The sequence below is a fragment of the Paenibacillus sp. PastF-3 genome, assembly GCF_029893135.1.
GTDB classification, from domain to species: domain Bacteria; phylum Bacillota; class Bacilli; order Paenibacillales; family Paenibacillaceae; genus Paenibacillus_AQ; species Paenibacillus_AQ nitricinens.
The window spans coordinates 20,829-33,573 of sequence record NZ_JARXWM010000034.1 but is presented as its reverse complement, the minus strand read 5'-3'; the positions used below and the strand labels follow the sequence as shown (position 1 = coordinate 33,573).

At 46.4% G+C, this 12,745-nt stretch carries 12 protein-coding genes, 1 rRNA gene and 1 riboswitch; all 13 genes read left to right on the top strand.

Features of this window, described 5'->3' with window-relative positions; translation table 11 throughout:
* Positions 1–92: ribosomal RNA gene (gene rrf, locus M2444_RS33115) — 5S ribosomal RNA — on the top strand; the annotation flags it as partial.
* A 238-nt stretch (positions 93–330) separates the two neighbouring features.
* A complete protein-coding gene (locus M2444_RS33110; protein WP_280789090.1) occupies positions 331–1,086 on the top strand; it encodes an acyl-[acyl-carrier-protein] thioesterase in 756 nt (251 codons plus the stop codon).
* A 183-nt stretch (positions 1,087–1,269) separates the two neighbouring features.
* Complete coding sequence (locus tag M2444_RS33105) at positions 1,270–1,857, top strand: RNA polymerase sigma factor (RefSeq protein WP_280789089.1); 588 nt, start codon at positions 1,270–1,272, stop codon at positions 1,855–1,857.
* Complete coding sequence (locus M2444_RS33100; RefSeq protein WP_280789088.1) at positions 1,832–3,019, top strand: DUF4179 domain-containing protein; 1,188 nt, start codon at positions 1,832–1,834, stop codon at positions 3,017–3,019. The genes M2444_RS33105 and M2444_RS33100 overlap by 26 nt, the downstream gene beginning before the upstream one ends.
* Before the next feature lie 200 nt (positions 3,020–3,219).
* On the top strand, positions 3,220–5,355 hold the full coding sequence (locus M2444_RS33095; protein WP_280789087.1) for a DNA topoisomerase III: 2,136 nt from the start codon (positions 3,220–3,222) through the stop codon (positions 5,353–5,355).
* Positions 5,356–5,492: 137 nt separating this feature from the next.
* Positions 5,493–6,695, top strand: a complete 1,203-nt coding sequence (locus tag M2444_RS33090; RefSeq protein WP_280789086.1) for an MFS transporter — start codon at positions 5,493–5,495, stop codon at positions 6,693–6,695.
* A 110-nt stretch (positions 6,696–6,805) separates the two neighbouring features.
* Entirely contained in the window at positions 6,806–7,069 is a 264-nt protein-coding gene (locus M2444_RS33085; RefSeq protein ID WP_094874602.1) for a DUF1294 domain-containing protein, read from the top strand.
* A gap of 40 nt (positions 7,070–7,109) precedes the next feature.
* Positions 7,110–7,544 carry a universal stress protein gene (locus M2444_RS33080; RefSeq protein ID WP_094874601.1) on the top strand — a complete coding sequence of 145 codons (435 nt, stop codon included), beginning with the start codon at positions 7,110–7,112 and terminating at the stop codon, positions 7,542–7,544.
* Positions 7,545–7,820: 276 nt separating this feature from the next.
* Positions 7,821–7,922, top strand: a riboswitch (purine riboswitch).
* Positions 7,923–8,138: 216 nt separating this feature from the next.
* Positions 8,139–8,624 carry a 5-(carboxyamino)imidazole ribonucleotide mutase gene (purE, locus tag M2444_RS33075; RefSeq protein ID WP_094878807.1) on the top strand — a complete coding sequence of 162 codons (486 nt, stop codon included), beginning with the start codon at positions 8,139–8,141 and terminating at the stop codon, positions 8,622–8,624.
* A 53-nt stretch (positions 8,625–8,677) separates the two neighbouring features.
* Positions 8,678–9,856 carry a 5-(carboxyamino)imidazole ribonucleotide synthase gene (purK, locus tag M2444_RS33070; protein ID WP_280789091.1) on the top strand — a complete coding sequence of 393 codons (1,179 nt, stop codon included), beginning with the start codon at positions 8,678–8,680 and terminating at the stop codon, positions 9,854–9,856.
* Between the two features lie 5 nt (positions 9,857–9,861).
* The gene (gene purB, locus M2444_RS33065) at positions 9,862–11,157 is read left to right on the top strand and encodes an adenylosuccinate lyase (RefSeq protein ID WP_094878806.1); all 1,296 of its coding nucleotides are present in this window, start codon (positions 9,862–9,864) and stop codon (positions 11,155–11,157) included.
* 319 nt (positions 11,158–11,476) lie between these two features.
* A complete protein-coding gene (locus M2444_RS33060) occupies positions 11,477–12,367 on the top strand; it encodes a phosphoribosylaminoimidazolesuccinocarboxamide synthase (RefSeq protein WP_094878960.1) in 891 nt (296 codons plus the stop codon).
* A gap of 127 nt (positions 12,368–12,494) precedes the next feature.
* Positions 12,495–12,740 (top strand): phosphoribosylformylglycinamidine synthase subunit PurS, encoded by a 246-nt coding sequence (gene purS, locus M2444_RS33055; protein WP_036680912.1) that lies wholly within the window; start codon positions 12,495–12,497, stop codon positions 12,738–12,740.
* Positions 12,741–12,745 lie beyond the last annotated feature (5 nt).

Sequence of the window (12,745 nt, the reverse complement as noted above, 5' to 3'; positions counted from 1 at the left end):
CACGCGTACCCATCCCGAACACGACCGTTAAGCCCTCCAGCGCCGATGGTACTTGGACCGAAGGGTCCTGGGAGAGTAGGACGTTGCCAAGCACACGAAGCCATTGTTGATAAATCAACAATGGCTTTTTTGTTCCCTTTATCGGTTGATTTAAATAATGTGGATAAGTTATGGGGAAATAACAAAAAAATAAAAGTTACTAACATGTGGATGAAATAATTAAATGTATTCATAATTGAAAGTAGTCCCCATTTTATGTGGATAGAGCAGTGGTATATGTGGATACTTCAAATAAATGCAAGGATTTTTTGCATTGTAGGGGGATAAACAATGGAGAACCATACTAATCTTGTGTGGATAGAGCAATTTTCTGTACATGCGAGTGACACGGATTATCGCTCAAAAGCGAAGTTATCCTTTATTTTGGATGTAATGCAATGCGCAGCGGACTTCGCCGTGGGTAATTTGGGGATAAGTGTAGAAGAAATGCTGAATGCAGGAATGGGCTGGATGATGATTACGTTAGATCTTGATTTTAAGCGTATTCCTCGCCCAAATGATGTGCTTAGTGTACATACCTGGAGTAAAGGTACCAAAGGGGCTTTATGGCAACGGGATTATCGTATTTTGGATGCAGATCATATAGAGATTGCCAAAGCGCGTTCTATATGGGCTTTAGTAGATATTGAGAAGAGAAAGATACTCAGACCGAACGCTCTTCCAGTTCAAGTTAAGCATTATAATGGCGATTCAGTAGGCGATATGCCTGTTAAGGTAACGATCCCTACTGATATTACTATGGAAGAAGCTTATCGGTATCAGGTAAGATATAGTGGGCTGGATAGCAACGGACATTTGAATAATGCCCGATACGGAGATTTATGTTGTGATGCACTCAGTTTAGCGGAATGGGATAATGCGGAGTTCACACGCTTCCGGATTACTTATCTACAAGAAGCTAAGTTTGGGGATGAACTGGTCATTTTACGTTCAGCTGTAACGGATGATGGTATATATGTCCGTGGCCAGAATAGTGATATTGTATTTTTTGAAGCATGTATTGAGTTGAAAAATATGAATAAGTAAAAAGTTTATAAATATGGAATATTATTATAAAAGCGATTTGTCCGAGCATCAATCGGGGCAATCGCTTTTTTATTTGAATATAGTTGATGATTTTAACATATTTGGAATAAATCTTTGAGCCTGTCACAATTCAAGAGTCTACATTCGTTATATAGTTGTAGTCAATAACAAGGAGGTGATTCTTTGGAACGTCGCAGCCCCGGGGTCCCTGTGAATCAAACGTTAATTGAAGAGGCTATAAGTCAAGTTCTTGAAGGCAACCGAGAAGCCTATAGAACTATAATACAAGCCTACGAAAGAAAGATTTATACGTATTGTTATTATATTTTAAGAAGTCATGAAGAAGCAGAGGATGCTGTGCAAGATATATTTGTAAAAGTGTATCAGGAACTCAGACGTTATGAGAAACGAGTATCTTTTAACGCATGGCTTTATAAAGTGGCCTACCATCATTGTCTGGATCAGATTCGTAAACGCAAAAGACGAAAGCGTCTGTTGTCGCTATATAAAGAACAGCAGCCCAAAGCCTATTATAATCCACACGACGAGGAACTTTTGCAGAAGTTATTTATGGATGGCCTGACAGCCGAAGAGAGTAATCTACTGATTCTTAAGGTGGTTGAGCAGTACAGTTTTGAAGAAATGAGTCAGATTATGGATTGTAATTCAGCTACTTTACGCAAAAAATTTGAACGTCTACGCAAAAAGTTGATCCGGCAAAGAATGAATGAAGGAGGTAGCCCTCATGGAGAAATGGCAAGATCGAACTGAAAGTGAGAAGATGGAGTACATTCGCCAAACATTCCAAAATCATGAAATGCCGGTAGACAGTTTCAGTGATTTAATTATGAAGCGAATAGGAGACGAGGGAATGGAAAAACGAGCGGTAAGAATAGGTGGAAAAAACCTCCTGAAAAAATCACTGGTGGTTGCCTCGGCAGTAGCAGTGTTGGGTGCGGGTATAATCGGTAGCGGATTTGTATCCCCAGTCATGGCTGAAACGTTGAAGCAGATTCCTGTTGTAGGAAGTATTTTTAAGGGTATTGACGATAAAGGTCTTAATGCTGCTGAGGAAAAAGGATTATCTACTGCCCCGAACCAAAGCGTTACCCATGATGGTGTGACCTTAAAGGTTACTGATGCCTATTATGACGGCTCTCGGTTGGCTTTTGCGATTGAACGGGAGGGCATTGATAATGATAAGATGATGGCAGAGATGATTATTGAACCGATTGAGTTCGATCCAGAGGTAATAGAACAGCAGTATGCGAAAGTGACAATGAACCAGTCCGAAAGAGGGTTGTTGGGTTCAGCAGAAGTGAAATTGCCGAATGGGAAAGAACTGGAGAGCCAAATGTCGTCTTCTGGTGATGTTGAGGGGAAAAAGAATGCTATTTTATACGATTATAGAAATCTAAATAATGTAGAGGCATTGGGGAATGAATTTGAATTAAGCATCACTGTGCCGGTTACACAAATCGCAGAGCCTTTTGAAATCAAGGTGCCGGTGAAAAAAGTAACGGAAGGAATTATCAAGCTTGATCTGAACCAAACAAAAGAGGCAGAAGAATTCAGTTATACGATTACCAAACTGGAATTAACTCCAGCCACAAGCAGATTACAGCTCAGGGAAGAAGGTAAAGCGCCAACTGTGAAAGAAAAGGATGGATACACAACCTCTGAAATGTTCTATGAAATTGTTGATGAACTAGGCAATGCATTTTCTTCGAGTGGGTCATTCAACTTGCCGGCTATAGTCTATCCTATGGTAGACAAAGATTTCAGTCCGTTCCCGCAAACACCAAAAACAATTACAGTTAAGCCGTTTACTTACTCCATTGATGAGAGCCATAAAGAATTAAGAGATGAAGAAGGAAAACAAGTTAAACATTATTATCCGGAGCTTGAACAAACGATTCAGGTAGAGCAATAGTAGCTATTAATCCCATAAGCAAAAAAAGTCCGTGTCTGCATAGCAGATACGGATTTTTCTAATGGAATGAAGATTTCACTCACTGAGTTTTCGTTGTTTGATTTATTTAGTGTATAACGGAGTGACCCGGTAGGGCCTGACGATATTTGCTAACATTCATTTAATGATATAATGAAATTTGATGTGGAAAGGGGAGCATTATGAAGACATTAGTATTGGCGGAGAAGCCGTCTGTTGCACGCGAGATCGCACGGGTCATGGGATGTAATAATAAACAGAAGAGCTATATTGAAGGTCCAAAATATGTGGTTACTTGGGCACTGGGTCATTTAGTCGGCCTGGCAGAGCCTGAAGATTATAATAAAAAGTTTGCAACTTGGGCTTTGGAGGATTTGCCGATTTTGCCGGAGAAGACCAAGCTGAAGGTGCTGCGTGAGACCAACCAGCAATACAAAGCTGTTCAGCATCTAATGAAGCGTCAGGACATTGAGGAGCTTATTGTTGCTACAGATGCTGCCCGTGAAGGTGAGCTACTGGCACGTTGGATTATGAATATGGCGGGGTGGAAAAAGCCATTCCGACGGCTGTGGATATCCTCGCAGACTGATAAGGCGATTAAAGAGGGATTCGCAAAGCTCCGACCAGGTCGCGATTTTGATCGTCTGTATGAATCTGCACGTTGCCGCGCAGAGGCGGATTGGATGATTGGACTGAATGTCACGAGAGCTTTGACATGTAAGTTCGGTTCGCCGCTCTCCGCAGGGCGGGTACAAACGCCGACATTAGGGATGATCATGGATCGTGAACAGGAGATTACGGGTTTCCGTTCCGTTGATTTTGAGACGCTGACTGCTGATTTTGGAGATTTCCAAGCGGCATGGCGGGCCAGTAACGGCGATGGTCGGATATTTGAAAAGGATAAGACGGCAAGTCTAAAGGATAAGCTTACTGGATGCAGCGGCCGTATTATTAAGGTACAAAAGAGTGAGAAGAGCGAACCTCATCCACTCGCTTATGATCTGACTGAATTGCAGCGTGATGCGAACCGGAAGTTCGGCTTCTCCGCGAAGCAGACCTCCAGTGTGCTTCAGCGGTTATATGAGCAGCATAAGCTTGTCACTTACCCGCGTACGGACAGTCGTTACTTAACATCAGATATGACGGGCACACTCAAGGAAAGACTGGATAGTGTTGCGGTCGGTCCATATGCAGCGTTAGCACGTCCATTGCTGCGCAAGCCGCTGCCGATTACGAAGCGGATCGTGGATGATAGCAAAGTAAGCGATCACCATGCTATTATTCCGACAGAGCAGACCGTATTGTTAAATGGTCTGAGTACTGAGGAACGTAAGCTGTATGATCTGATCGTGCGGCGTTTTATCAGCTTGTTCTACCCACCCGCTCGTTATGATGCGGTAGCTGTTACTGTCAACGCGGAGGGCGAGAGCTTCCATGTCAAAGGAACAACAGTAAAAGATGCCGGCTGGCGTGAAGTGTACGGCGGAGATATGAGTAACGATGATGACGAGGAAGCATCGGACGAGCCAGCAGCTGGCAGTGTAAAGCTGCCTGAGCTGCGCGAAGGGGCAACTGTCACGATTGGCCGCTGTATGGTGCGTCCTGGACGGACACAACCACCGAAGCGTTATAATGAAGCTTCGCTTTTGACGCAAATGGAGAAGCATGGACTGGGAACCCCGGCGACGCGTGCGGATATTATCGAGAAGCTGGTGAGCTCTGATACGATTGAGCGTCAGGGGAATCTCCTGCATCCGACAGGAAAAGGTAAGCAGCTTATCGAGCTGGTATCCACCCAGCTACGGACACCAGATCTAACTGCGCGCTGGGAAGCTGAACTCGAGAAAATTGCGCGTGGTCAAGGTAAACCGGAGCTCTTTTTACAAGGCATCCGCAGTATGGCACAGGAACTGGTTACAGGTGTCAAAACTAGTGGAGCAGAATACAAACCACATAATGTCTCCAACAGTAATTGTCCGGAATGCGGTACAAGACTACTCGAGAAAAAGAGCAAACGGGGTAAGCTGCTTGTGTGTCCTGCAGATAACTGTGGATATACCCGTGCTGGAGAGAAAAGACTATCGAATCGCCGCTGCCCTCAATGCCATAAGAAAATGGAACTTAAAGAAGGTAAAGCTGGCATGTTCGTACAATGTTTGGGTTGTGGCATCACAGAAACCTTGGATAAGGATCATAAGCATGTGAATAAACGCGAACAGCAAAAGCTGGTGCAGCAATATAGTAAGCAGGAAAGCATCGGCTCCAATCTTGGGGAACTGCTGAAAGCAGCGCTCGAAGGGCAAAAGAAGGATAAGTAGAAAGCTTCGAATATATTGTAATTATGAAGGCTGCTGAGCGTGCTCAGTAGCTTTTTTTCTGTTTACGTAAGTTTTTGTAGTCTACGGATAGGCTTTGAATTAGAATGTTAAGCAAATACATAGAGCAGGTGATGAGGGTGGAAGCTCAGCAGGTGAATCAATTGAAAGCAGCAGATCGTCCACAGGCACAGGGTGGGAGCAGGTTGTTCTTTCTCGTTATTGTATTTATGTTCTGGTTCTCTTCTTATATTTATGTTCCGGTGCTTTCACCTTATGTGGAGCATTTGGGAGCATCGTATTTTAAGGTGGGGATGGTGCTAGGTGTATATGGGCTGATGCAGATTCTGTTCCGACTGCCGATTGGCATCGGTTCGGATTATTTGAATCGGCGGCGTCCGTTTATCTACCTGGGACTGATTGCGAGCGGAGCCAGCTGCTTTCTTTTTATGTGGGGAGCACAGCCTGGTTGGGCATTGGCAGCACGTGCAGTATCCGGTATAGCGGCTTCCGCATGGGTGGTGTACACTGTGATGTTTGCGGGATATTTCCCGAAAGAAGAAGCTGGAAAAGCGATGGGCATGCTGCAATTCACTACGGTAATCGCCCAATTGTCCAGTATGATGATTAGTGGTTACATGGTGGAGCATTGGGGCTGGAACACCCCGTTTCTGATTGGCGGAATTGTAGCTATTGCGGCGCTGCTGCTTGCTCTACGATTGCCTGAACAAAAACAGGAGAAACGTCAAAATGCGATCCAGATCAAGGACCTGGCAGGTGTGATGAAGGAGCCACTTCTGGTAAGAGTCTCACTGCTGTCTGTATTGGCACACTGTGTGCTATTCATAACGATGTTCGGCTATACGCCAAACCAAGCCCTGAATATCGGAGCAAGCAAAGAAAGCTTGGGCTGGCTGACGCTCGCTTTTATGATTCCGCATGCAATCGCGACGCTATATGGTTCACGGACATTTGGAAGGCTGCTAGGAGACAGGGGGACACTTCTCTTAGGCTTTGCCGGGAGTGCGTTGTTTACACTTCTTATTCCTTCTATGCCCACGTTAGCGATGCTCTGTCTGACTCAGATAGGAAACGGATTTATGCAGGGACTTATTTTTCCATTGCTGCTAGGCAAGTCGGTATCCGAAGTAGATCCATATAAACGCGCAACAGCTATGGGTTTCTATCAGGCTGTCTATGCGGTAGGTATGTCGGCAGGTCCGTTCGTGGCAGGCTGGATGAGTGCTGTGTATGGTTTGACTGGAGGGTTCTGGCTAGGTGGAATTGCGGCAGCGCTTGCTGCGGTATTATCATGGGTATGGATGAAGGATGCACAGAAGTGAGACGAAAGAGGCAGGCAGCGAAGTTATCAGCCCGTGTAAGGATGATTGGTTTTTTGAGAAAAAGAGGAATATAATAGAGATAGATAGGAAGCAAGGAGGAGCCCGGGAGAATGGTCAAGGTTATAATGTTGTGGTTTGTGGTAATTAATATAATCGGGTATGTCGTCATGTCCGAAGACAAGAACAAAGCCCGTAAACGGCGAGAACGTGTCCCTGAGAAGACGCTTTTTCTGCTGGCAGCTATGGGCGGGGCATTAGGCGTGCTGATTGCCATGTATCGTAAGCGCCACAAGACGCGACATATGTCCTTTAGGATCGGAATTCCCTTTCTTCTGTTGCTGAATATTTTTTTGTACAGCTATTTTTTAAGGTGATAGTCATTATGATTACAAACTAGAAAAAGAGGTGGCGTACATGTTATTCTCTAAAATTTTACTCGCCTATGATGGATCTAAGGCTTCTAATCAGGCTTTGGAGCGCGCAATTGAACTCGCAAAAGTAACGCCGGGCTCTACGATGCATGTCGTACACGCATTTGAATTCCCAAGATTTTTTATCGGAGAAGCTCTAGCACCACTGCCAGCTTCAGTGAATAAAGAATACTATGATTTAGCAGTGCAGACTACGGAAGAAGTAAAGGGACGTCTTGAGGCTGAAGGCTTGCATGCTGAGGTTGAGCTTTTACAAGGATCTCCTGCTGAAGTGATTTTGAAATATGCTAAGGAACATGCGATAGATGTAATTGTTATCGGCAGCCGCGGACTTGGCGGAATACGTGAATTTGTTCTGGGAAGTGTGAGCCACAATGTAGTGCAAAGTGCTCGCATTCCAGTGCTGGTAGTGAAATAATATAAAGTTAAAAGGGACGCTTATGGCGTTCCTTTTTTCATTGTTAAGAAACTATAAGACGGAATGTAAAGCCATAAAGGGATGATATGTATTCGAATGAGGCCTAATCTACACTTAATATAACATCTGTTGTTAGAGCGAAGAGTGTACGGAAAGAAGTCTTTATCAGCAGAATTAAAGGCTATTGAGAATTTAAATGAGCTAAAAAGCGAACATTTATTATTACGCATTTATCAATGTTCGTGTTTGAGTTGACATCCTGTGTAGGGGATTGTTAAACTGATGTCATGAGCAACTCGTATAAAACCGGGAATATGGCCCGGAAGTTTCTACCCGGGAACCGTAAATTACCGGACTACGAGGAAATAGGATAATAGAATGCAGCAATGCATGCGGTCCGGGTAACGGAGTGATGCATGATGTCGTTTTCCGCCGCTTCATGGCAGTCTAGTGATAGGCACGCGGATTATTTTTTCCTAATTTCTTTACTAGTCCGATCCTCCCGCAGCAAAATGCGTCTGGTCATCGGGCTTTTTTTATTCGAATTTACAAGATAAAGATATCCATACTAGTGACTGGAAGGTAGGTCGAATCATGTCTGTACAGGTAGCTGTTATCATGGGCAGTAAATCGGATTGGGACACGATGGAGCACACTTGTGCGGTGCTTGAAGAGCTGGGATTATCTTATGAGAAGAAGGTAGTATCTGCGCACCGGACGCCGGACTTAATGTTCAGCTATGCGGAGGAAGCAGCGGGCCGGGGCATTCGCGTTATTATTGCAGGAGCGGGTGGCGCTGCGCATTTGCCGGGTATGGTGGCTGCAAAGACGATCCTGCCTGTGATTGGAGTGCCAGTGCAGTCGAAGGCGCTTAATGGGTTGGATTCGCTTCTCTCCATCGTACAGATGCCAGGAGGCATTCCAGTGGCAACGGTAGCCATTGGTAAGGCAGGAGCCATTAATGCAGGTCTCCTGGCCGCACAGATCATCGGAGCGTTCGATCCGGAAGTGCAGCAGCGCGCGCAGCTGCGCCGGGATGCGATCACGGACGAAGTGCTTGAAAGCAGCGACAGCTTATGAGACCGGAGGAGCTGAAGCTGCAGGAGGCTGGCGGCGCTAATTCGCCAGCCGCTATGGATGCGCCCGGCACGGACACCGTCCGGACGCTACTGCCCGGCGCGACCGTCGGCGTGCTCGGCGGCGGGCAGCTAGGGCGCATGATGGCGCTGGCCGGCAGCGCCATGGGCTACCGCTTCGTGGCGCTGGACCCTGCGCCGGATGCGCCTAGCGGTCAAGTTACGCCGCAGATCACGGCGGCGTATAACGACCGGGACGCGGCGCGGGAGCTAGCCCGCCGCGCGGACGTCATCACGTACGAGTTCGAGAACGTCGACGCGGGCGTTGCCGCGCTGTTGACGGAGGAATCGTACGTGCCGCAGGGCAGCGCGCTGCTGTATACGACGCAGCATCGGCTGCGCGAAAAAGCCGCCATCGAGGCGGCAGGCGTACCCGTCGCCCCGTACCGGAAGGTGGATAGCCTTGTGGATCTGAAAGTGGCGGCGGCTGAACTTGGACTTCCCTGTGTGCTGAAGACCGCCACAGGCGGATATGACGGCAAAGGCCAGGCTGTGATCCGTCAGGAAGAAGAGCTGGAAGAAGCCTTCCGCCAGGTAGCACCCGGAGCCGTTGTACCGGAGCTGGTGCTTGAGAAGTTCATAGCTTTTAAGTGTGAAATATCCGTTGTTGCCGCACGCAGTGCTTCTGGAGAGGTTAAGAGCTTCCCACCGTCGGAAAATATTCATGTGAATAATATTTTGCATCTGTCCATTGTGCCTGCAAGAGTGTCAGAAGAGATTCAGCGGAGAGCATGCGAGTTGGCAGAGACATTAATCGCTGGACTAAATGCGGTTGGACTACTGGCAGTAGAAATGTTCGTCACAGAGGATGGACAGTTGTTCGTCAATGAGCTGGCACCAAGGCCGCATAATTCGGGGCATTACACTATGGACGCTTGCACGACTTCTCAGTTTGAGCAGCATGTCCGGGCAATTTGTAATCTGCCGCTGGGCGACACAACGCTTTTGACACCTGTAGTTATGGTAAATGTACTGGGTCAGCATTTGGATGGCGCCATTAAAGCGACCTGTACACAGGACGAAAAAGATAATAAGCTGGGTGTTGTACCTAAGCTTCATATATATGGCAAGACTGAGAGTAAGACCGGCCGCAAGATGGGCCATATCAATCTGCTCTGCAAGGATACCGGAGACGGCTTGTCCTGGGTGGAGCAATCTAAACTTTGGAGGAACTAAAGAATATGATCGAACGTTACAGCAGACCTGAGATGCGAGCTATTTGGACGGAGGAAAATAAATTCAAAGCGTGGCTTGAAGTTGAGATTTGTGCTTGTGAAGCATGGGCTGAGTTGGGAGTCATCCCGCACGAAGACGCAGCTAAACTGCGTAAGGACGCTAAATTCGACATCGCACGCATTGATGAAATAGAACAAGAGACTCGTCATGACGTTATCGCCTTTACACGTGCGGTTTCCGAGAGCCTTGGCGCAGAACGCAAATGGGTTCACTACGGTCTTACTTCTACTGACGTGGTAGATACAGCACTGGGTTACTTGCTGCGTCAAGCGAATGAGATTCTAGAGAAGGATATCATCAACTTTATTGAGATCCTTAAAGACAAAGCGGTTGCTTACAAAGATACGCCGATGATGGGCCGTACGCATGGTGTTCATGCTGAACCAACTACTTTCGGTCTGAAAATGGCGCTGTGGTACGAAGAAATGAAACGTAATTTGGAGCGTTTCCGCCATGCAGCGAATGGTGTGCAGTTCGGTAAAATCTCCGGTGCCGTTGGTACTTACGCTAACATCGATCCTTTCGTAGAAGAATTCGTTTGCCGTAAGCTCGGTACAAGCCCAGCTCCAATCTCTACACAAACTCTGCAGCGTGACCGTCATGCTGAATACATGGCTGCTCTTGCTTTGGTAGCGACTTCGCTAGACAAATTCGCTACTGAAATCCGTGCCTTGCAAAAGAGTGAGATTCGCGAAGTCGAAGAAGCTTTTGCAAAAGGTCAAAAAGGTTCATCCGCTATGCCGCATAAACGTAATCCGATCGGCTGCGAGAACATTTCCGGTCTGTCCCGCGTTATTCGCGGACATATGGTTACAGCTTACGAGAACGTACCGCTCTGGCATGAACGCGATATCTCGCACTCCTCTGTGGAACGTATTATCCTTCCGGATGCGACAATGCTGCTCAACTACATGCTGAACCGTTTCGGAAACATCGTGAAGAACCTGACTGTATTCCCAGAGAACATGAAGCGTAACATGAACCGTACGTTCGGCGTTCCTTTCTCTGGTCGGATCTTGACTAAATTGATCGACAAAGGTCTCAGCCGTGAGCAAGCGTACGATACCGTTCAACCTCGTGCTATGCAAGCATGGGAAGAGCAAAAACAATTCCGCGATATAGTGGAAGCTACACCTGAGATCACTAATGTTCTTACCCCAGAAGAAATTGAAGATGCATTTAACCCTTCTTGGCACCTTAAGCATGTGGACACCATCTTCCGCAAGCTAGAGCTTATCTAAAAAATAGGTGCGTTAATGGTTGGGTCGATAAGGAACGAATTCCTCGGAATGAGACCTTAGAGATCCTAAAAAGATAAGTTAGTGGTGAACTAAGGAACGCTGCAATAAATGCAAAGCTGGATGGGGGAGCACTGTAGAGGAGGTTTGGAACTGTAGAAGCGTCAGCGTTCGCCTTTATCCTCGGATTTCTACCGCGAGAAGCGGTTCAAATCAAGAAATCTGAGGATAACAGCGATCGGAAGTCCAAACATTCCTCGGAAGTGCTTCCTCCTAGACCAGCCCAACTTAGGAAGATCATTAGTTCAAGGGAGGAAAGGTCATGACATCGTCGGCCGTATCCACAGCCGTGGAACTCATCAATGCGCCGCTGCTCTATAAAGGGAAAGTTCGTGAGCTATATGATTTAGGGGAGAAGGTACTGATCGTCGTCACGGATCGGATATCTGCTTTTGACTATGTGCTGGACCCGGCGGTACCTGAAAAGGGCAATGTGCTTAACCGTCTGAGTGCGTTCTGGTTTGGAAAGACCAAAGAGCTGATGGAGAATCATGTCGTTCATATCGATGTGGATCTGCTCGGAGACATCGTTAAGGACAAGGAAGCTCTCAGAAACCGTGTTATGGTGGTACGCAAAGCAGAGCGCATCGATATCGAATGTGTTGTTCGTGGGTGTATCACTGGTGGGGGCTGGAGACAGTATCAAGAAACGGGCAAAGTGAATGGTATTGAGCTTCCTAAGAACTTGCGCAAAAATGCGCTGCTGGCACAGCCAATCTTTACCCCTGCGGCTAAAAACGATGTAGGTCATGATGAGGATATTCCTTTTGAAAAGATGCAGGAGCTAATCGGTGCTGATCTGGCACTCGAGCTGCAGGAGAAGAGCTTGCAATTGTTCTCTTTTGCCAGAGAGTATTGTGCGGAGCGGGGAATCATTCTAGCAGATTGCAAATTTGAATTCGGCTTGCTGGATGGCAAGGTGATTCTGATAGATGAGATTTTTACGCCGGATGCTTCACGTTTCTGGGCCAAGGACAAATACGCGCTTGATATCGAAATTGATAGTATGGATAAAGAACCTGTTCGTACGTATCTATCTGCATCCTCCTGGGATAAAAATAGCAAACCGGATCCACTTCCACTAGAAGTAGTTGAAGAAACTACGCGCCGTTATCTGGACATTTATCATCGTCTTACTGGCAAGTCTTTATAGCTCAACATTGTGTGTTTACTCATGGGAATAAATGAAGTGTATGTTTTTAAAGCTAGAGTTACTTTTAGTAGAGTTTCAGCTTTCAGAAAGTATATACACATAAAAATTTAGGAGGAACTACAAGCATATGTTAAAAGCGACGGTATATGTCACCATTAAGAAGAGCGTTCTCGATCCACAAGGTGTAGCAGTGCAAGGAGCACTTCATTCGGTAGGTTTTCAAGAAGTTGAAAGTTTGCGTATTGGGAAATATATGGAGCTGACTTTAGACACGGATAACCGTGCTGAAGCAGAAGTGCGCCTCAAGGAAATGTGCGAAAAGCTACTTGCCAACACGGTGATCGAGGATTACCGCTACGAATTGGAGGACTAAACGAC

Coding starts and splice junctions, on each gene's coding strand:
- M2444_RS33100 (WP_280789088.1), top strand. CDS start 1,832: ATGGAGAAATGGCAAGATCGAACTGAAAGTGAGAAGATGGAGTACATT.
- M2444_RS33060 (WP_094878960.1), top strand. CDS start 11,477: ATGACATCGTCGGCCGTATCCACAGCCGTGGAACTCATCAATGCGCCG.
- purS (WP_036680912.1), top strand. CDS start 12,495: ATGTTAAAAGCGACGGTATATGTCACCATTAAGAAGAGCGTTCTCGAT.
- M2444_RS33110 (WP_280789090.1), top strand. CDS start 331: ATGGAGAACCATACTAATCTTGTGTGGATAGAGCAATTTTCTGTACAT.
- M2444_RS33080 (WP_094874601.1), top strand. CDS start 7,110: ATGTTATTCTCTAAAATTTTACTCGCCTATGATGGATCTAAGGCTTCT.
- M2444_RS33085 (WP_094874602.1), top strand. CDS start 6,806: ATGGTCAAGGTTATAATGTTGTGGTTTGTGGTAATTAATATAATCGGG.
- purB (WP_094878806.1), top strand. CDS start 9,862: ATGATCGAACGTTACAGCAGACCTGAGATGCGAGCTATTTGGACGGAG.
- M2444_RS33095 (WP_280789087.1), top strand. CDS start 3,220: ATGAAGACATTAGTATTGGCGGAGAAGCCGTCTGTTGCACGCGAGATC.
- purK (WP_280789091.1), top strand. CDS start 8,678: ATGGATGCGCCCGGCACGGACACCGTCCGGACGCTACTGCCCGGCGCG.
- purE (WP_094878807.1), top strand. CDS start 8,139: ATGTCTGTACAGGTAGCTGTTATCATGGGCAGTAAATCGGATTGGGAC.